Source organism: Stenotrophomonas sp. CS3K5 (assembly GCF_059515225.1).
Window position 1 is genome coordinate 45,583 of sequence record NZ_JCAKRX010000014.1, and the last position, 18,931, is coordinate 64,513.

The following is an 18,931-nucleotide window of genomic DNA, read 5'->3' on the forward strand; positions in this document are numbered from 1 at the left end:
TCTCCACAGGAGAACGGATCTGACCCCGGAAACAAAAAAATCCCCGGTCGACCCGCATCGACCGGGGATCTGGATCGCCACGTTGCCACGCCTTGGAGAGGCAGTTCCACCGTAGCGCATCGCGTGGCCGGTGGTGATCGCCTGTAGCGATATGCACCAAGCGCGCGGCTATCAGGCGCCGGCCAGCGCCTGCTCCAGATCCGCACGCAGGTCACCGATGTGCTCGATGCCAATCGACAGCCGCACGGTGTCCTCGCTGACGCCGGCCTTGGCCAGCTCGGCCGCGTCCAGCTGGCGATGGGTGGTGGACGCCGGATGGGTGGCCAGCGATTTGGCATCCCCCAGGTTCACCAGCCGCGTGAACAGCTTCAGCGCATCCAGGAAACGTGCGCCCGCCTCGCGCCCTCCCGGCAGGCCGAAGGTCAGCACGCCCGAGCCGTGACCACCGAGGTAGCGCTGCGCGGCGGCATGCTCGGGGTCATCGGCCAGCCCGGCGTAACGCACCCACGCCACCTTGGCGTGCGCCTTCAGGAACTGCGCCACCGACAGCGCATTGGCATTGATCCGCTCCATGCGCAGCGCCAGCGTCTCGATGCCCTGCAGGATCAGGAACGCGTTGAACGGCGAGAGCGCCGCACCGGTATTGCGCAGCGGCACCACCCGCGCGCGGCCGATGTAGGCGGCAGGGCCCAGGGCTTCGGTGTAGACCACGCCGTGGTAGCTGGGGTCGGGCTGGTTGAGGCGGGCGAAGCGCTGGGGCTGTGCCGTCCAGTCGAAGCGGCCGGAGTCGATGATCGCACCGCCGAGGCTGTTGCCGTGGCCGCCCAGGTACTTGGTCAACGAATGAACCACGATGTCGGCGCCGTGCTCGAACGGGCGCAGCAGGAACGGCGTGGCCACGGTGTTGTCGACGATCAGTGGCACACCCGCAGCATGCGCGACCTCGGCGATTGCGGCGATGTCGGTGACGTTGCCGCGCGGGTTGCCGATCGATTCGACAAACACCGCCTTGGTGCGCGCGTCGATCAGCGCGGCGAACGCGGACGGATCGGACGGATCAGCGAAGCGCGCCTGGATGCCGTACTGCGGCAACGTGTGCGCCAGCAGGTTGAGGCTGCCCCCATACAACGCACTGGAGGCGACGATGTTGTCACCGGCTTCGGCGATGGTCTGGATCGCGTAGGTGATCGCGGCCTGCCCAGAGGCCAGCGCCAACGCGCCGATGCCGCCTTCCAGCGCAGCCAGACGCTGCTCCAGCACGTCGGTGGTGGGGTTCATGATGCGCGTGTAGATGTTGCCCGGCACCTTCAGGTCGAACAGGTCGGCGCCGTGCTGGGTGTCATCGAACGCATACGCCACGGTCTGGTAGATCGGCACCGCCACCGCGCGGGTGGTCGGGTCGGGACGGTAGCCGCCGTGCACGGCCAGGGTTTCCAGTTGCCACTGCGGGTCGCTCATTGCACCAGGCTCCATCCGGGGAAACCGCCACCATAGGCCAGCCACGGCCTGGCACTGAGAGCCACTGGCGATGACGTACGTACCGCCGGTTATCAGGTTGGCCGCGATTCAGGCAGCCATCATGGGCCGTTGTTAGGCTGCGCCGCCGGGCGCTCCTGCCCGGGCACGGAAGCCCTGCTCATGCAGCCATTGCCCTGGACCATCCCCACCCACAGCTCGCCCACCCCGGTGCTGCTTGTCGAAGACGACCGTCGCCTGGCCGAGCTGGTCAGCGACTACCTGGGCGAACATGGCTTTGCGGTGCAGCACGTGGCCCGTGGCGACCTGGCCGGCGCGGCCTGCCGCCAGCAGGCGCCGGAGCTGGTGGTGCTGGACCTGATGCTGCCCGGCCTGGGTGGCATCGACGTGTGCAGGCAGATCCGCAGCTTCTCCGATGTGCCGATCCTGATGCTGACCGCCTGCGAGGACGATATCGAGCAGGTGCTGGGCCTGGAATCGGGCGCCGATGACTACGTGCACAAGCCGATCGAGCCGCGCCTGCTGCTGGCCCGCCTGCGCGCCCTGCTGCGCCGCCGCCACGGCAGCAGCAACACAGGCACGCCGTGCCGGCTGATGCATGGGCAACTGCTGATCGACCGCATGCAGCGCGAAGTACAGCTGCATGGCCAACCGGTCGAGCTGGGCACCACCGAATTCGAGATCCTGTGGCTGCTGGCCAGCCAGCCCGGCCAGATCCTGTCACGCGACCAGATCCTGCAGGCGGTGCGCGGCATCGGCTTCGATGGCCTGGACCGCAGCGTCGACGTCTGCATCGGCAAGCTGCGCCGCAAGCTCGGCGACGACGCACGCGAGCCACGTCGGATCAAGACCGTGTGGGGCCGTGGCTACCAGTTCAATCCCGCGGCCTGGTCGGAATGAAGCGGCTGTTCCTGTGGCTTTGGTTCGTGACCGGAGCCTGCTTCCTGGTGTCGGTATTCTTCCTCAACCACCTTCTGGACGGCCTCTACACGCCCGTGCAGGATCGCGTCTTCGTCGAGCAGGTGCGTGGTCAGGTGTACGCCCTGCGCAGTGGCCTGGCCGGCCTGGATGCCGAGCAGCAGCGTGAGCGCCTCCAGCAGTGGCAGCCCTACTACGGCATCGCCCTGTCCCTGCTCGACAAACCTCCCGCACTCGACGCGCAGGAACAGGCGGCCGTGAAGGCCGATGGCTTCATCGTGCGCGATCAGTACCAGCAGGTGCTGCTGCCCATCGACGGCATCGGCGGCCGCTGGCTGCACCTGCGCCTGCCCGGCGCGGTGCAGATGACGACGTACATGACCATCGCGGCCTATCTCAGCATCCTGCTGCTGGTCGGTGCCTGCCTGTATGCCTGGGTGCGCCTGCTGTGGCGCGATCTCGAAGCGTTGCGCCTGCATGCCGACCGCATCGGCGCCGGCGATCTGCAGGCACGCGCGCAGGTCTCGCCGCGTTCGCAGATCCGGGTCATTGTCGACCACTCCAACCGCATGGCCGCACGCGTGGCCGAACTGGTGCAGCGCCAGCGCGACCTCACCCATGCCATTTCGCACGAACTGCGCACACCCATCGCGCGCGTGGCCTTCGGCCTGGACCTGATGCAGGACAGTGACGATCGCGAACGCCGTACACGGCTGGCACAGGGCCTGCACGGCGACCTGGCCGAACTCAACCGGCTGGTCAGCGAACTGCTGGCCTACGAACGGCTGGAGCATCCCAGCGAGGGCGAGCCGATGCAGCGGATTGAAGCCGACGACTGGCTGCAGGCCTGCCTGGCCGATGCGCGCCGTGATGCCGAACGTGCCGGCCTGGTGCTGCGCGTGCAGCCCAGTGCACTGCCGCGGGTGGAGGCCGAGCCACGCCTGCTGCAGCTGGCTCTGAGCAATCTGGTCGGCAATGCCCTGCGCCATGCGCGCTCGCAGATGGAGGTGTCGCTGGTGGGGGTGGGCGGACGCGCCTGCCTGCGCGTGGACGACGACGGCCCCGGCATTGCCGAAGCGGATCGCGAGAAGGTGATGCGCCCGTTCACCCGCCTGGACAACAGCCGCAGCCGCGATACCGGTGGCTTCGGGCTGGGCCTGGCCATCGTCAGCCGTATCGCCCAGCGCCATGGCGGCGAGCTGCGCATCGGCCGCGCAACGCTGGGCGGCGCGCGCCTGGAAATGCACTGGCCGCTGGCTACCAGCTGAACGCCCACGGGCGCGATTACAGTTGCTTACAACTCCCGCACAACTGCGGACGGATCGGTCGCCGGCGTATCGCCACGCTGGCAACCCTGCAGCACGCGCCGGATGCGCGCGCTGCTTTCCTCCCATTGCCGAGAGTTTCCATGTCCCAGCTTCGCCGTTCCCCCACCCTGCTCTGCCTGGCCCTGCTGCCGTTGTTCGCCGCCCCGATCGCCCACGCCAAGGATGACCACTGGACCTTCGAAGTCGCCGCCGGCGCCGGTGCGACCCCGCGCTACAGTGGCAGCAAGGAGTACCAGGCATCGCCCATGCTGTCCTTCGATGTCACCTCGCCGGGTGGCTGGTTTCTGGGCACCAGCGGCATCGGCTGGGGCACGTCCATCGGCGAGCACACCCGCGTGCGCGCCTATGTCGGTGCCAGCGGCGTCCGCAAGGACAAGGATTCGCTGCTCGGTGGTTCGGACTTCCTGCGCGGCATGGGCGACATCGATGCCCGTCCCCTGGTCGGCATCTCGGCTGGTTATACGCTGGGCGAAGCCGTGCTGAGCGGCTCCTGGCAGTTCACCCGCAAGGATGAGGACAAGGCCGAGAACGGTCTGGCCACCCAGCAGGTGCACCTGAATCTGACGATGCCGCTGTTCGACCTGGCCGGTGGCGTGGTCAGCGGCAGCGTCTCCACCGATTACGGCAACCGTGGCTACATGCAGACCTGGTACGGGGTCAGTCCGGAACAGGCCGCGCGCACCGGTTTTGCCGAACACACACCGAAGGCCGGCCTGGTCAGCGCGGGTGTCGGCCTGAAGTGGAGCCACCGCGTGGGTCGCAATGGCAACTGGTACATCGCGGCCGAAGGCACGCGCCTGCTCGGTGACGCCGCCGACAGCCCGATCGTACAGAAGCCGAACCAGTTCGGACTGATGAGCGGCTACACGCACCGCTTCTGAGTGATCGCCGGGCATGGCCCGGCGCAGCCCGCGAACAACGGAGCGCTGCGCTCAGGCAGCGCTCCGTTGGGGGTCACGCCTTGGCGAACACCAGATGGCCGCCGTCGTTGCCGACTTCGATGGTATCGCCGTTGACGAAGGCGCCGGACAGGATCTGCTGCGCCAGCGGGTTCTCCAGCTGTGCCTGGATTGCGCGCTTCAACGGCCGCGCGCCATACACCGGATCGAAGCCGACGTTGCCGAGCAGGTCGAACGCTGCGTCGGAGACCGCCAGCTTCAGCCCGCGCTCGGCCAGGCGCTTCTCCAGCCCGCGCATCTGGATGCGCGCGATCTGCTTGATCTGCTGCTTGTCCAGCGGGTGGAACACCACGATGTCGTCCAGGCGGTTGATGAACTCCGGGCGGAAGTGCGCCTGCACCACGCCCATCACCGCCGCCTTCATCTGCGTGTAGGCCTCCGGGCTGTCGTCGGCACTCATGTCCTGGATCTGGTGCGAGCCCAGGTTCGAGGTCATCACGATGACGGCGTTGCGGAAGTCCACGGTACGGCCCTGGCCATCGGTCAGGCGGCCATCGTCCAGCACCTGCAACAGGATGTTGAACACATCCGGATGCGCCTTCTCCACTTCGTCGAGCAGGATCAGCGAATACGGGCGGCGGCGCACGGCCTCGGTCAGGTAGCCACCTTCTTCGTAGCCGACATAGCCCGGAGGTGCACCGATCAGGCGGGCGACGCTGTGCTTCTCCATGAATTCGCTCATGTCGATGCGGATCATCGCGTCGGCGCTGTCGAACAGGAACTCGGCCAGCGACTTGCACAGCTCGGTCTTGCCGACACCGGTCGGGCCGAGGAACAGGAACGAGCCGGCCGGGCGATTCGGGTCGGACAGGCCGGCGCGCGAGCGGCGCACCGCATCGGAGACGACCTTGATCGCTTCCTCCTGGCCGACCACACGGTTGTGCAGCACCTCTTCCATGCGCAGCAGCTTGTCACGCTCGCCTTCGAGCATCTTGTTGACCGGAATGCCGGTCCAGCGCGAAACGACCTCGGCGATCTCCTCGTCGGTCACCCTGTCCTGCACCAGCTTGAAGTCCTTGTGCTCGGCTTCCTGGGCCGCGGCCAGCTGCTTTTCCAGCTGCGGCAGCAGGCCGTACTGGATCTCGCTCATGCGCGCGAAATCCTGGCGGCGCTGCGCGGCTTCCAGTTCCAGCTTGGCCTGCTCGAGCTGTTCCTTGATCTTGGTTGCGCCTTGCAGCGCGGCCTTCTCCGACTTCCAGATTTCATTGAGATCGGAGAACTCGCGCTCCAGCGCTTCGATCTCGTTCTCCAGGTCGGCCAGGCGCTGGCGCGAAGCTTCGTCCTTTTCCTTCTTCAGCATCTCGCGCTGGATCTTCAGCTGGATCACCCGGCGTTCCAAACGGTCCAGTTCCTCCGGCTTGGAGTCGATCTCCATGCGCAGGCGCGAGGCGGCCTCGTCCATCAGGTCGATGGCCTTGTCCGGCAGCTGGCGGTCGGTGATGTAGCGATTGGACAGCGTTGCAGCGGCCACGATCGCCGGGTCGGTGATCTCCACGCCGTGGTGCACCGCATACTTTTCCTTCAGGCCACGCAGGATCGCGATGGTGTCCTCCACCGACGGCTCGCCCACGAACACCTTCTGGAAGCGGCGCTCCAGCGCGGCATCCTTCTCGATGTACTTGCGGTACTCGTCCAAGGTGGTGGCGCCCACGCAGTGCAGTTCGCCACGTGCCAGCGCCGGCTTCAGCATGTTGCCGGCGTCCATCGCGCCATCGGCCTTGCCGGCGCCGACCATGGTGTGCAGCTCGTCGATGAACAGGATGATCTGCCCTTCGCTCTTGGCCAGGTCGTTGAGCACGCCCTTCAGGCGCTCCTCGAATTCACCACGGAACTTGGCACCGGCGATCAACGCGCCCATGTCCAGTGACAGCACGCGCTTGCCGCGCAGGCCTTCAGGCACTTCGTCGTTGATGATGCGCTGGGCCAGCCCTTCGACGATCGCGGTCTTGCCCACGCCGGGCTCGCCGATCAGCACCGGGTTGTTCTTGGTCCGGCGCTGCAGCACCTGGATGGTGCGACGGATTTCTTCATCGCGGCCGATCACCGGATCGAGCTTGCCGCTCTCTGCGCGCGCGGTCAGGTCGATGGTGTACTTCTCCAGCGCCTGCCGCTGCTCTTCGGCATTTTCCGACTGCACGTTCTCGCCGCCACGCAGCTTGTCGATGGCCGCCTGCAGGCGGGTCTTGTCGGCACCGGCGGCGCGCAGCGCCATGCCCAGCGTGCCGCCATCGTCCAGCGCCGCCAGCACGAACCACTCGCTGGCAATGAAGGCATCGCCGTGTTGCTGGGCCAGCTTGTCGGTCTGGTTCAGCAGGCGGCCGAGGTCGTTGCCCATCGAGACGTTGCCTGCCTGGCCCGAGACCTTGGGCAGTGCGTCCAGCGCTTCGGTCAGGCGCTCGCGCAGCACTGGCACGTTCACGCCGGCCTGGGCCAGCAGCGGGCGCGTGCTGCCGCCCTGCTGGTCCAGCAGCGCGCTGAACAGGTGAGCCGGTTCGATGATGCTGTTGTCGCGGCCCACGGCCAGCGACTGTGCGTCTGCCAGCGCCTGCTGGAAACGCGAGGTGAGCTTGTCCATCCGCATTGCGAAACCTCATCGGTCATCAGGGCCGGCCCGCGCCGGCGATGCTGGAAAGATGCGGTTGCCCCACCCCGTTTCAAGGGTGACTGCGACTGCACCCCGAGGCCAGTCAGCCTGCGGCCAGCATGCCGCAACGGGTGTGGTCGGCGCGTTGATCCCGATCAGATCGCCCGGGCGGCGGGGCTCAATGGGTGATCGCGCTGCGGATCGCCCGCAGCTGCTGCTTGACCGCACGGGCCTGCGCCGGGTCCATGCGCAGCAGGGCCTTCTGGCCGATCGAACGCGACTGCAGGGCGCCATCGACGAAGCGGTAGCGGCCGCGTTCATCGCGCTGCACCGTCGGCGCCTGGGCCAGGTCCGGGGTGTCCAGCAGATGGTCGATCACTGCGACAAGACGATCGTTGAAATAGCCCTCGGGTCGGCCGAGCTCGACGTAGGCCTGCTGGATCAGCGGATAGAAGCGCTTGTACGCAGTGGCCGTGGCCGCCGGGTCGAGCGCAGTGAAGGCCTGCACGTAGGGCGCATAGCGCGCCGCGTTGCTGGCGGCGATGCGTTCGCCACCCTCGCCGGGCTCGACCTGCAGGTTGCCCGGCAGCGGCCGCGCGGCCAGCGCGGTCGGCGGCACGCTGGGCTTGTCCAGGTTGTCGATCTGGGTGACCAGGCGCTGGATCAGGTGGTCGCGCAGCAGCAGGGTCAGCGGGCCCTCGCTCTGGAACAGCTGGCTCAGTGCGCCCCAGGCAGCGGCATCGCTGTCAGCCAGCTTCGGCAGCGCCGGGTCGGCGGCAGCCTCGGTATCCAGCGGATGCCGGATCGGCGGTGGTGCTGGCGTGGTCTCTGTGGCCGCCGTCGGTTGCGACGGTGCGCTGGTAGAGGCAGGCCTCGATTGCACCGGCACCGGGACACCGTCTGCCAGGCTTTTCAGCTGATCGCGGAACAGCCAGCCACCCGCGCCACCGATCACCACCACACCCAGCACCCAGGGCCAGATCGCCTTTCCACTCTGCATGATGCAGTCCCTCGTTTTTCACCTGCATGGACAGGGTGTGACCCTGCCGATGGCAGCCGGTTCCCCGCGTGTTCTGCTGGCGTTCGGGTTCAGCCCGCGCACTCACGCCTGCTTTGCACCGGCTGCGCGAGGCTGTGGATCTCATCGTGTGGAGACGCAGCCATGCAGTACGCGCTGTATTACTGGACCGGCATCCAAGGCCGTGGCGAGTTCGTGCGCCTGGCATTGGAAGACGCAGGCGCCGACTACGTGGACATGGCGCGGGTCCACGGCGATGCGGTCATGCAGCCGTTCCTGGACGGTGGCAGCGAAGGCGCGCAACCGTTCGCGCCGCCATTCCTCAAGGCGGGACGACAGGTGATCGCGCAGGTCGCGGCCATCCTCGATTTCCTCGGCCCGACGCTGGATCTGGTACCGCAGGCAGCCTCGCGGCGGATGCAGGCGTTGCAGCTGCAGCTGACCATCGCCGACCTCGTGGCCGAAGTGCACGACACCCATCACCCGATTGCCGCCTCGAAGTACTACGAGGATCAGAAGAGCGAGGCGCTGGCGCGGGCTGCATCGCTGCGCAGCGAACGGCTTCCGAAGTATCTGGGCTATTTCGAGCAGGTGCTGGCAGCCAATGGTGGCCGCCATGCACTGCACGAGCATTCCTACGTGGATCTGTCGCTGTTCCAGCTGATGAGCGGGCTGGACTACATGTTTCCGCGCCGCATGCAGGCGTTGGCAGCCACCCTGCCCCTGCTGCGTGCCGTGCAGGAGCGGGTGGCGAAACGACCGAACATCGCCGCCTACCTGGGCTCGGAACGGCGCCTGGCATTCAACACCCATGGCATTTTCCGCCACTACCCGGAGCTGGACGCCGAACGCTGATACCGCCGCATACAACGTCCCTATGTAGAACCGAGCCATGCTCGGCTCTACGACACGCCCGAGGCGGAAAGAGAGGGGTAGCGCCGGGCCATGCCCGGCGTCCCCGGTCAATGATCGGTGCCGTCACCCAGCGGCTTCACCGGCTGCTTCTGCAACGACAGCAGCCCCAGCAGAACTGCAAGCGCCACATAGGCGCCGGCAAACTGCCAGCTGATGATGCGCGCCAGCCCTTCCAGGTCCCACGGCAGGTAGATGCCGCCGCGCGGGTCCACCGAATGGATCAGACCGAACAGGGTCAGCAGCGCCGCCACCAGCAGGAAGCCGCAGGCCCGGCGCAGGCGGCCGTCCACCATCGCCGCCACCGCCGAAATCCACAGCATCGAGGTGATAATGAAGCCGTTGCCGAGAGTGAAGATCACCGCCAGTTCCGGCAGGCCATGCCCATCGAGCTTGGTCAGCAGCTGCGGCAACTGGTCCGGTGCGATCCAGCCCGGTGCCTTGATCGCCAGCAGGTAGGCCACCGACGGCAGGAAACCAAACACCATCGCACCGGCGTGCTGGCGCGGCGTGGCCTGGAAGGCCTGCGTGGTGATGTCGATGGCCACGTATACGATGATCGGCGCCAGCACCGCCAATGGCAGCCACTGCACCAGCCCGGAAATGATGCCCAGCATGCCGCCGATGCCGACGAACAGGCCGGTCAGCAGCGTATAGCCGCTGCGCGCGCCCATGTGCTTGTAGGCCGGCTGGCCGATGTAGGGCGTGGTCTGCGCCACGCCGCCGCAGACACCGGCCACCAGCGTGGCCACCGCTTCCACCAGCAGGATGTCACGGGTGCGGTAGTCATCGCCGGCCGCGCGCGCGCTCTCGGACACGTTGATGCCGCCCACCACCATCAGCAGGCCGAACGGCAGCAGCAGCGGCAGGTAGGTCATCGCGGTGGGCAGGCCCTCGAGGAAGCCCAGCGTCGGCAGCGGCAGCACCACCTGCGGCGGCACCCAGGCCGGCACATGGAAGCCCGGTGCACCCAGCCCGGCCAGGCCAAGGCCGTAATACAGCACGGTGCCGAACACGAAGGCCAGCAGCACGCCCGGGCCACGCACCGGCAGCCGGCCCTTGGCGATCAGCACGTACAGCAGCAGGCCCAGCGTGGTGAAGCCGACCAGCGGCGAACGCAGGGTTTCCAGCAGCGGCAGCAGACCCATCAGTACCAGCGCGATGCCGGCGATCGAGCCCAGCAGCGCGGCACGCGGCAGCGCGCGGGTGACCGCTTCGCCGAAGAACGACAGCACCAGCTTGAGCAGGCCCATGATGACCAGCGCGGCCATGCCCAGCTGCCAGGTGGCGATACCCGCCGCGTGCGGGTCCATGCCCTGCTGTTTGAAGGCGATGAAGGCCGGGCCGAGCACCAGCAGGGCCATGCCGATGCTGGTGGGCGCATCCAGGCCCAGCGGCATGGCGGTGACGTCGTCGCGGCCGGTGCGTGCAGCCAGCCGCCGCGCCATCAGGGTGTACAGCAGGTTGCCGACCAGAACGCCGAAGGCGGTGCCGGGGAACATGCGGCCGAATACCACGTCGGCGGGGAACTGAAAGATACCGACCAGGGCCATGGCGATGAAGCCAAGGATGGAGAGGTTGTCGACGACCAGGCCGAAGAAGCCATTGAAGTCGCCGGCGACGAACCAGCGACGCGGTGCGGCGGAAACGGGAGCGGACATGGAAGGGGCGGTGGGGGGTGGGGACCGCCGATGGTAGGCCCAGCGGGGCCCGGGCGCCAATTCCACGCTGGAATGATGGGTTCCAGCCAACGGCTGGGCCCTTGGTGGCGGTGACCCCGGCGTTGCCGGCCAGCGCCGGCACTACCGGGGGGCAGGCGGCTCACTTCTTCAGGAAGTTGTCCACCAGCAGATGCTTCACGTCGTCGAAGCGGCCGTTCAACACCGCCTTGGCCGCGTACAACGCCGTGCCCGCCACCTGCTTGGCCTCGATCTGCGGCGGCATCACCAGCTCGGCGCGGCTGGTGTGCACATCCAGCAATGCCGGGCCGCGCTGTGCCAGGAAGTCCTGCACCGCGTCCTCCAGATCCTCGCTGCGGGTCACAGTGCGGCCGTGGAAACCGATCACCTCGGCCAGGCGACCAAAGTCCGGATTCTTCAGATCGGTGTAGTTGTCCAGCAGGCCTTCCACCTTCTGCTCCAGCTCGACGAAGTTGAGCGAGCCGTTGTTGAACACCACCACCTTGATCGGCAGGTTCTCCTGCACCGCGGTCAGCAGATCACCGAGCAGCATCGCCAGGCCGCCATCGCCGGACAGCGAGATCACCTGCCGGCCCGGAAAGGCCTTCTGCAGGCCCAACGCCTGCGGCATCGCGTTGGCCATCGTGCCGTGCAGCAGGCTGGTCAGCGTGCGGCGGCGGCCGTTGACGCGGATATGCCGCAGCACCCACACCATCGGCGAGCCGCCGTCGGCGGTGAACAGCGCATCGTCTGCGGCGTACTTCGACAGCAGCGCCGTCAGATGCTGCGGGTGGATCAGCTCGCCTTCGCCCGGTTGCTCTTCCTGCTCGCGCTTTTTCAGCGCCTTGTCGCGACGCTCGATGCATTCGTCCAGGAATGTGCTGTCCTCGCGCGGCGGCAACATCGGCAGCAGCGCGTCCAGCGTCGGTGCGATATCGCCCACCACGCCCAGGTTTACCGGATGGCGGCGGCCGAGGTGGCTGCCATCGCGGTCGACCTGGATGATCGTCGCCTTGTCCGGGTAGAACTGGCCCCAGGCGAAATCGGCGCCGAGCAGCAGCAGCGTGTCGCACTCCATCAATGTGTGGAAGCCGGACTCGATGCCGAAGATACCGGTCATGCCCATGTTGTAAGGGTTGTCCGGCTCGACGAAATCCTTGGCGCGCGAAGTGTGCGCGACCGGTGCCTGGAGGCGCCGGGCAAGCTCCAGCAGCTGCGCATGCGCGCCCTGGCAGCCGGCGCCGGCATAGATGCCGATGCGCTTGCCCTGCGCCAGCAGCTCGGCGATGCGTTGCAGTTCGGCGTCGGATGGGCGCAGCACCGGCTGGGTATAGTGCACTGAGAACGGCACATCGTGCTTCACCTCGGCCTGGCTGATGTCGGCCGGCAGGATCACCACCGCCACGCCGCGGCGGCTGATCGCCGCCTGGCAGGCCAGAGTGACCACGCGCCGTGCCTGCTCGGCGCTGTGCACCTGCTCGCAGAACACCGTGCAACTGGCGTACACCGCCTTGAAGTCCACTTCCTGCGGGAATTCCATGCCCAGCTCACTGGTCACCACCTGGCTGGCGATCAGTACCATCGGTGCACGGTTGCGATTGCTCTCGAAGACGCCGTTGATGAAGTGCAGGCCACCGGGACCACAAGAACCCGCACAGGCGGTCAACTCGCCGCTCACCAGCGAATCGGCGCCGGCAGCGAAGGCGGCCACTTCTTCATGGCGGACGTGCACCCATGCGATATCGCTGCCATGCATCGCATCGGTCACATGGTTGAGCGTATCGCCAACGATGCCGTAACAGCGGCGGACGCCCGCCTGCTGCAGGGTATCGACAACGATCTCGGCAACGCGCTTGCTCATCGGATACATCCTCGAGGGGAGAGCATCCGAGGCTAGACCCGAAGAAGTGATGCCTCCGTGGGCAAGGCGCACATCACCTCGATAGGCAAACTACCGGCGGAGATCGAGTCAATCGTTGACGTTGATCCAGCCCTCCACCGCGCCCTGCTTCGGGTTGCGGTAGCGCAGCTTCACCCAGCCGTCCTGTTCATCCAGCAGTTCCACGCGGTCTCCCAGCACCAGGTAACGCCTGGTGCTGGATGCGCCGGGTCGATCGAACAGGAACAGGCGCGCGGGTACCACGGTGGCTTTCAACGCAACCAGCCGGCTGCCGTTGTCGGGCACAGCCAGTCCGTCATTGATGGCTTGCTCTTCAATCTCTGCGGTCGCCGAGTAGCCGGTCCAAACGGCTAGCGGGCCATCAAACCGCGTCGCCTCCAAGCTCAGCACTTCTCCGTCCAACCTGGGCAACGCAAGCATACGCTCGGAGCGATAAAGGTACAGAACTCCGTTGGAAGGGCGGTATACATCAACACGCCAGATGGCACTTCGGCAGCTATTACGGAGCACCTGATTCTCGGAATCCAGTTCGATCCAGCCAAACTCCCCGCAACTTCGCTTGGCTTTCCGGATGACGGGCAGTGTTATGAACCTGCCAAGTTTCCGATCAAATTTGTAGACAAGTGTTGAAAAATTGACCATTCCAACGGGTATCTGCACTACAAGATCAAGCTGACCGTCAAAGTCCACATCCAACGCCATTAGCTTTGTTTCAGATTCTGGCGACTCCGATGGAGCGCGTGGCAACTGTTGTGTCGCGCCTGAGGGTAGTTGCACCTGGATGCTCCCGTCACGTTGATGGGAGACCGTTACCGGTGTTGCTGGCGCTACCTCGAACGATAGCTGCGCTTGTTCCGCGATTGGTTTCGGCCAGGCAGTTCCTGGCTGAAGGAGCCCACTCTGGAGCAAAATCAGCACAGCAACCGACTGTGGGCCCCCTCTCTCAAGCAACCGCTTCAGTCGCGGCGGCGGGAAACCGATTCCCATTGTCATTGAATGTCCGTGCAGAAACTGGCTTTTCAGCCGGCACCACGATCATGTTGCGGAGCACCCAGTGACTCCATGCAAGAAATCCGAAATTGCTTGCAGAATGGAGGGGACTCCACCCCTGTAAGCGAGAAACACACCAGGCAGCAACCGCCCGGACATCCGGGCGTCTGATAGCTGTCAGTTCAGATCAATCAATCGTTGACGTTGATCCAGCCCTCCACCGCGCCCTGCTTCGGGTTGCGGTAGCGCAGCTTCACCCAGCCGTCCTGTTCATCCAGCATCTCCACGCGGTCGCCCTGCACCAGGTAACGCTTGGTGCTGGATGCACCGGGGCGGTCGAACAGAAACACGCGCGCCGCCAGCACGGAGGCCTGCTGGCCACGCAACGGTCCCTCGGGTGGCACGCCCAGGCCATCGGCAATCGCGCTTTCCAGCACACGGCCGGCAGGATCATAGGTGCGCCAGACTGCCAACGGCCCCTGATCGTCGGTCTGCACCCAATGCAGGGCCGCGTTCAGCGTACCGCCCAGCATCAGAAGGCGCTCGCCGCGGTACAGATAGAGCTTTGCGCCCGCAAACCGATACTGGTCGGTGTACCACATCGGGCCGCTGCGGCAGCTGCTGGTCAGGGTGCGGGTCTTTGCGTCGACGCTCAGCCCCATCAGGTCACCGCAGCTGTCGTTGCCGTGCGTTTCGGCCTGCAGCGCGCGATACGAGGCACTGCCCGGATCGAACCGGTACACCGCCACCGCTTCATTGACCATGCCCACCGAGGCACGCGCGACCAGTTCCGGGTAGCCATCGAAATCGACGTCTTCGAGCGACCACCGCGAATTGCCGTCGGCATCGGCCGCGCCTGCCAGCGACTGGCGCTTGCCCGACGGCGAGAACCGCACCGCGATGCTGCCATCCTGCTGGGGGTCGGCCTGCGCCTGCACGTGCGCGGCCACCTGGAAGCGCAGCGTTTCGCCGTCGTCCCCACCCGCCTGCGCCGTCGGTGCCAGCACGCCTGCCAGTACCAGGCCGAGCATGCATTCCCTGTAGTTCATCATTGCTCCCGGCGGCACCTCGGCGGCACCTTCAACTCAGAACGATACCTCGACCGGCTGCCGCGACCACAGCACCGACTGATGCTGGGTCTGCTGCTTCCATGCCAGACGGATCGCTTCGATATCGGCACGGCGCTGCGGGGTGTCTTCGTGCAGCACCACCAGCACCTTGGTGCGCAGACGGTTGGGCGAGGCATCACCGCGGAACAGCCACTGGCCATAGGCATCGAACACGGTCAGGCCATCCGGGAAGCGGGGAGTCACCTGCTTGTCCAGGAAGGCGCGCCACTGCGCCTCAGTGATGGTGTCGGCCTGCGGACGGTTACCCGCGCCCTGCTCCTCGCCCACGCCGAAGTACAGCTCGCTGCGCACCCAGCCGTGGCCGGCGGACGGACGCGCGGCATCGCCCTTCAGTTCGGCGGTGGTGGCCGTGGCATAGGCGCTGGGCGCCTGCGAAGAGAGGCTGGCGCAGCCACTGGTGGCCAGCAGCACGGCGAAGACGAGGCCAAGGTGTTTCATCGGTACAGCTCCGGGGAAGGGGAACAGGGCGAGCCGGCAGCGTACAGCGCCACTGGCCCGGCGTGCTGATGCCAACCGGGCATCAGCTCATGCCGGACCGGCAGGGACTTGCATCGGCACCGGCCATCACGCGAAGATAATATATCGCTTCATCCGGATGGATGTAAGTGAAACTATCTCCCCCTTCCCCGTCGTCGTTGTTGCTGGAGCCCCCATGTCCGCCCGCCTGCCCGCGTCGCCGCTCGGCCTCGCCATCGCCCTCGTGCTTTCCTCCGCTGCCGTCCCGGTCCTGGCCCAGGACGCCACCAACCTGGACACCGTGATCGTCACCGGCACCCGCGCCGCCGATCGCACCGTGCTCGAATCCACCTCGCCGGTGGACGTGCTCACCGCCGAGGACATCCGCAAGGCCGGCGTGGTCAACGGTGAACTGGGCAGCGCGCTGCAGGCGCTGCTGCCGTCGTTCAACTTCCCGCGCCAGTCCAACTCCGGCGGCGCCGACCACGTGCGCGCCGCGCAGCTGCGTGGCCTGTCGCCGGACCAGGTGCTGGTACTGGTGAACGGCAAGCGCCGCCACCACACCGCGCTGGTCAACACCGACAGCAAGATCGGCAAGGGCACCACCCCGGTCGACTTCAACTCGATTCCGGTCAGCGCGATCAAGCGCATCGAAGTGCTGCGCGATGGCGCCGGCGCGCTGTACGGCTCCGATGCAGTGGCCGGTGTGATCAACGTGATCCTCGACAACGGCGGCGACGGCGGCGAGATCGAAGCCAGCTACGGCGCCAACCACACCGACCTCAAGCCGATCGGGCGCACCCTTACCGACGGCCAGACCGGCAACATCAGCGCCAAGGTCGGCACCTCGCTGGGCGAGGATGGTGGCTTCCTGCGTGTCGGCCTGGAATACAAGCACCGCAACGGCACCAACCGTGCCGGCTTCGACCAGATTCCGCCGTGGGACCAGACGCCGGACAACCTGGCGCTGCAGGGCAAGCGCAACTATGTGCTGGGCGATGGCAAGAGCAAGGACATCAACCTGTGGCTGAACACCGAGATCCCGGTCGGCCAGACCTCCACCTTCTATGCCTTCGGCACCTTCAACCAGCGTGACACCGAAGGCGCGAACTATTTCCGCTATCCCGATGGCGATGCGAACTGGAAGCAGGTCTATCCGAACGGCTACCGGCCGATCTCCGAAGGCGAGAACCGCGATGTGCAGGCCGTGGCCGGCGTGCGTGGCCAGTGGGGTGAATGGAGCTACGACGGCAGCGTCGATTACGGCCAGAACGACTTCACCTACCGGCTGCGCGATTCGCTCAATGCCTCGCTGGGCCCGACCAGCCCGACCCGCTTCAAGACCGCCGACTACGCGTACGCACAGACCGTGGGCAACCTCGACCTGAGCCGCGTGTTCACCCAGAGCGACAGCATCAGCCACACGCTCGGCCTGGGCGTGGAAGCGCGCCACGAGCGTTACCAGACCCGCCCGGGTGACCCGGCCAGCTACGCCGCCGGCCCGTACACCGATCGCCCGACCGGCTCGCAGGCCGGTGGCGGCCTGACCCCGCAGGATGCGGCGCGCCTGTCGCGCGATGTCGCCAGTGCCTATGCCAGCCTGTCCAGCCAGTTCGGCGAGAAGCTCTCCACCGATCTGGCTGCACGCTACGAGCACAACGACGATTTCGGCGGCGAGCTGACCGGCAAGCTTGGCCTGCGCTATGAGTTCACCCCGGCCTTCGCGCTGCGTGGTGCCATCTCCAACAACTTCCGCGCGCCGTCGCTGGCGCAGATCGGCTACGAATCCACCTCCACCGGTTACAACGCCGGCGGCCAGCTGGTGCAGGGCCGCCTGCTCTCGGTCAACAATCCGATCGCACGCGGCCTCGGCGCACGTGACCTGAAGCCGGAGAAGTCGCTCAACACCTCGCTGGGCTTCACCAGCCGCATCGGCGAGCACTTCGACCTGTCGCTGGACTTCTTCCAGATCGACATCGACGACCGCATCGCATTGTCGGAAAGCATCACCGGCGACGCACTTACCGACTACGTGGCCGCCAACTACGGCGTCAGCGGCCTGCAGAGCGCCAGCTTCTTCGTCAACGCCGCCGACACCCGCACCCGTGGCGCCGAGCTGGTGAGCAACTGGCGCCAGTCGCTGGGCGATGGTCAGCTGCTGCTGACCGGCACCTACGCCTACACCAAGACCACGCTGAAGAACGTACTGGCCACGCCGGCGCAGCTGCAGGCGCTGAATCCGGACTACGTGTTGTTCGGCATTGAAGAGACCAACACGCTGACCGACGCGACACCGCGCACCCGTGGCAGTTTCTCGGCCGCATGGAGCAACGACCGTTGGTCGCTGAGCACGCGGGTGAACCGCTATGGCAGCGTCACCCGCGTGTTCAACTTCGGTGGCGGCTACATCCCGCGCCAGACCTACCAGGCCGAATGGCAGCTGGATGCGGAAGTGGAGTACCGCATCACCCCGCGCTGGAGCGTGGCCATCGGCGGGCAGAACCTGACCGACAACTATCCGGATCGATCCAACAGCGATATCCACTACTTTGGCAACCTGCCGTATGACGTGCTGTCGCCGATCGGCAGCAACGGTGCGTACTACTACGGCCGCGTCCGCTATACGTTCTGAGCGCTCGGGGTGTGATTGCCGTGGGCAGGCGCGGACCGTTGGTCCGCACTGCCTGGGTTCAATGCAGGCTGACCTGCCGTGCCGACCAAGGGTCGGCACCCACCGAAGCAGGGCCGTAGCCCGCCCTCGACCCCACGTACACGCACACGCTGGCAAGCTGTGCGCCATGGCTGAACCGCTCCCCCTGCGTCCGCCACCGCCCTTGCTGGACGACGCCTGCGCGTTGTTCCTCGATGTCGATGGCACCCTGATCGAATTCGCTGCACGCCCGGATGCCGTGCAGCTGCTGCCTGATGTACGTGAAGCCATCGGCCGCATCAGCGACCGCCTGGAAGGTGCCGTGGCACTGGTCAGTGGGCGGCCGCTGGAACAGCTGGACCGGCTGTTCGCCCCCCTGCGACTGCCCGCCGCCGGCCTGCATGGCCACGAGCTGCGCGGCCAGGATGGGCACGTACTGCGCGATGACCACGACGAAGACACCGCCGAATGGCTGCACGCCCTGCACCAGCAGGCGATGCGTTTCGCGCATGGCCATCCCGGCGTGCTGGTGGAGGACAAGGGCGTCGGCCTTGCCCTGCACTGGCGCGGCGCACCTCATGCGGCCAACGAAGTCCGCGCCTTCGCCGATCGCCATGCGCGCGGCCGCGCCGGCTATCGCCTGCAACCGGGCGACCACGTGGTCGAGTTCGTGCCAGTGGGCACCGACAAGGGCCGGGCGGTGCGCCGGATGATGCAGTACCTGCCTTTCCGTGGACGCCTGCCGGTGTTCCTCGGCGATGACCTTACCGACGAATTCGGCTTCGCCGCCGCCAACGGCCAGCATGGCTGGAGCGTGCTGGTGGGTGAACGCGAATCCAGCGCGGCGGTGTTCGCGCTGCCTGACATACGCAGCGTGCACGCCTGGCTGCGTGAGAATGCCTATTGACCCGGCCATCCCCCACGGCCGCAA

The 18,931-nt window shown here is 66.6% G+C and carries 14 protein-coding genes; 6 read left to right on the top strand and 8 right to left on the bottom strand.

What is annotated here, in order from left to right:
* Positions 1-171 precede the first annotated feature (171 nt).
* Positions 172-1,458 (bottom strand): O-acetylhomoserine aminocarboxypropyltransferase/cysteine synthase family protein, encoded by a 1,287-nt coding sequence (locus tag AC5YGJ_RS17905; protein ID WP_496187310.1) that lies wholly within the window; start codon positions 1,456-1,458, stop codon positions 172-174.
* A 180-nt stretch (positions 1,459-1,638) separates the two neighbouring features.
* Between AC5YGJ_RS17905 and AC5YGJ_RS17910 the strand changes: the two genes are divergently transcribed.
* From AC5YGJ_RS17910 to AC5YGJ_RS17920, 3 genes are all read left to right on the top strand, one after another.
* The gene (locus AC5YGJ_RS17910) at positions 1,639-2,376 is read left to right on the top strand and encodes a winged helix-turn-helix domain-containing protein (protein WP_496187311.1); all 738 of its coding nucleotides are present in this window, start codon (positions 1,639-1,641) and stop codon (positions 2,374-2,376) included.
* Entirely contained in the window at positions 2,373-3,662 is a 1,290-nt protein-coding gene (locus AC5YGJ_RS17915; RefSeq protein ID WP_496187312.1) for an ATP-binding protein, read from the top strand. Before AC5YGJ_RS17910 ends, AC5YGJ_RS17915 begins: the two co-directional genes overlap by 4 nt.
* A 140-nt stretch (positions 3,663-3,802) precedes the next feature.
* Entirely contained in the window at positions 3,803-4,603 is an 801-nt protein-coding gene (locus AC5YGJ_RS17920; RefSeq protein WP_496187313.1) for a MipA/OmpV family protein, read from the top strand.
* 73 nt (positions 4,604-4,676) lie between these two features.
* Here the strand turns inward: AC5YGJ_RS17920 and clpB are convergent, their stop codons facing one another.
* Both clpB and AC5YGJ_RS17930 read right to left on the bottom strand, forming a co-directional pair.
* On the bottom strand, positions 4,677-7,262 hold the full coding sequence (clpB, locus tag AC5YGJ_RS17925) for an ATP-dependent chaperone ClpB (protein WP_496187314.1): 2,586 nt from the start codon (positions 7,260-7,262) through the stop codon (positions 4,677-4,679).
* A 181-nt stretch (positions 7,263-7,443) separates the two neighbouring features.
* Positions 7,444-8,265 (bottom strand): DUF3014 domain-containing protein, encoded by an 822-nt coding sequence (locus tag AC5YGJ_RS17930; protein ID WP_496187315.1) that lies wholly within the window; start codon positions 8,263-8,265, stop codon positions 7,444-7,446.
* Between the two features lie 162 nt (positions 8,266-8,427).
* Between AC5YGJ_RS17930 and AC5YGJ_RS17935 the strand changes: the two genes are divergently transcribed.
* Positions 8,428-9,138 (top strand): glutathione S-transferase, encoded by a 711-nt coding sequence (locus AC5YGJ_RS17935; protein WP_496187316.1) that lies wholly within the window; start codon positions 8,428-8,430, stop codon positions 9,136-9,138.
* A 107-nt stretch (positions 9,139-9,245) separates the two neighbouring features.
* On the opposite strand, the gene AC5YGJ_RS17940 is transcribed toward AC5YGJ_RS17935, so the two are convergent.
* The 5 genes from AC5YGJ_RS17940 to AC5YGJ_RS17960 all read right to left on the bottom strand — a co-directional run bounded on the left by AC5YGJ_RS17940 (position 9,246) and on the right by AC5YGJ_RS17960 (position 15,332).
* A complete protein-coding gene (locus tag AC5YGJ_RS17940; RefSeq protein WP_496187317.1) occupies positions 9,246-10,856 on the bottom strand; it encodes a SulP family inorganic anion transporter in 1,611 nt (536 codons plus the stop codon).
* 160 nt (positions 10,857-11,016) lie between these two features.
* Entirely contained in the window at positions 11,017-12,735 is a 1,719-nt protein-coding gene (locus AC5YGJ_RS17945; protein ID WP_496187318.1) for a thiamine pyrophosphate-dependent enzyme, read from the bottom strand.
* A gap of 108 nt (positions 12,736-12,843) precedes the next feature.
* The gene (locus AC5YGJ_RS17950) at positions 12,844-13,476 is read right to left on the bottom strand and encodes an SH3 domain-containing protein (RefSeq protein WP_496187319.1); all 633 of its coding nucleotides are present in this window, start codon (positions 13,474-13,476) and stop codon (positions 12,844-12,846) included.
* A 479-nt stretch (positions 13,477-13,955) separates the two neighbouring features.
* On the bottom strand, positions 13,956-14,813 hold the full coding sequence (locus AC5YGJ_RS17955; RefSeq protein ID WP_496187320.1) for an XAC2610-related protein: 858 nt from the start codon (positions 14,811-14,813) through the stop codon (positions 13,956-13,958).
* Positions 14,814-14,849: 36 nt separating this feature from the next.
* Positions 14,850-15,332 carry a DUF3574 domain-containing protein gene (locus tag AC5YGJ_RS17960; protein ID WP_496187321.1) on the bottom strand — a complete coding sequence of 161 codons (483 nt, stop codon included), beginning with the start codon at positions 15,330-15,332 and terminating at the stop codon, positions 14,850-14,852.
* Positions 15,333-15,546: 214 nt separating this feature from the next.
* Between AC5YGJ_RS17960 and AC5YGJ_RS17965 the strand changes: the two genes are divergently transcribed.
* Positions 15,547-17,982 carry a TonB-dependent receptor plug domain-containing protein gene (locus AC5YGJ_RS17965; RefSeq protein ID WP_496187322.1) on the top strand — a complete coding sequence of 812 codons (2,436 nt, stop codon included), beginning with the start codon at positions 15,547-15,549 and terminating at the stop codon, positions 17,980-17,982.
* Positions 17,983-18,148: 166 nt separating this feature from the next.
* Positions 18,149-18,907 (top strand): trehalose-phosphatase, encoded by a 759-nt coding sequence (otsB, locus tag AC5YGJ_RS17970; RefSeq protein ID WP_309334252.1) that lies wholly within the window; start codon positions 18,149-18,151, stop codon positions 18,905-18,907.
* Positions 18,908-18,931 lie beyond the last annotated feature (24 nt).

What these genes read in the sequence shown, in the direction of transcription:
- AC5YGJ_RS17905 (WP_496187310.1), bottom strand. Translation starts at nt 1,458, where the DNA reads ATGAGCGACCCGCAGTGGCAACTGGAAACCCTGGCCGTGCACGGCGGC.
- AC5YGJ_RS17910 (WP_496187311.1), top strand. Translation starts at nt 1,639, where the DNA reads ATGCAGCCATTGCCCTGGACCATCCCCACCCACAGCTCGCCCACCCCG.
- AC5YGJ_RS17915 (WP_496187312.1), top strand. Translation starts at nt 2,373, where the DNA reads ATGAAGCGGCTGTTCCTGTGGCTTTGGTTCGTGACCGGAGCCTGCTTC.
- AC5YGJ_RS17920 (WP_496187313.1), top strand. Translation starts at nt 3,803, where the DNA reads ATGTCCCAGCTTCGCCGTTCCCCCACCCTGCTCTGCCTGGCCCTGCTG.
- clpB (WP_496187314.1), bottom strand. Translation starts at nt 7,262, where the DNA reads ATGCGGATGGACAAGCTCACCTCGCGTTTCCAGCAGGCGCTGGCAGAC.
- AC5YGJ_RS17930 (WP_496187315.1), bottom strand. Translation starts at nt 8,265, where the DNA reads ATGCAGAGTGGAAAGGCGATCTGGCCCTGGGTGCTGGGTGTGGTGGTG.
- AC5YGJ_RS17935 (WP_496187316.1), top strand. Translation starts at nt 8,428, where the DNA reads ATGCAGTACGCGCTGTATTACTGGACCGGCATCCAAGGCCGTGGCGAG.
- AC5YGJ_RS17940 (WP_496187317.1), bottom strand. Translation starts at nt 10,856, where the DNA reads ATGTCCGCTCCCGTTTCCGCCGCACCGCGTCGCTGGTTCGTCGCCGGC.
- AC5YGJ_RS17945 (WP_496187318.1), bottom strand. Translation starts at nt 12,735, where the DNA reads ATGAGCAAGCGCGTTGCCGAGATCGTTGTCGATACCCTGCAGCAGGCG.
- AC5YGJ_RS17950 (WP_496187319.1), bottom strand. Translation starts at nt 13,476, where the DNA reads ATGGCGTTGGATGTGGACTTTGACGGTCAGCTTGATCTTGTAGTGCAG.
- AC5YGJ_RS17955 (WP_496187320.1), bottom strand. Translation starts at nt 14,813, where the DNA reads ATGAACTACAGGGAATGCATGCTCGGCCTGGTACTGGCAGGCGTGCTG.
- AC5YGJ_RS17960 (WP_496187321.1), bottom strand. Translation starts at nt 15,332, where the DNA reads ATGAAACACCTTGGCCTCGTCTTCGCCGTGCTGCTGGCCACCAGTGGC.
- AC5YGJ_RS17965 (WP_496187322.1), top strand. Translation starts at nt 15,547, where the DNA reads ATGTCCGCCCGCCTGCCCGCGTCGCCGCTCGGCCTCGCCATCGCCCTC.
- otsB (WP_309334252.1), top strand. Translation starts at nt 18,149, where the DNA reads ATGGCTGAACCGCTCCCCCTGCGTCCGCCACCGCCCTTGCTGGACGAC.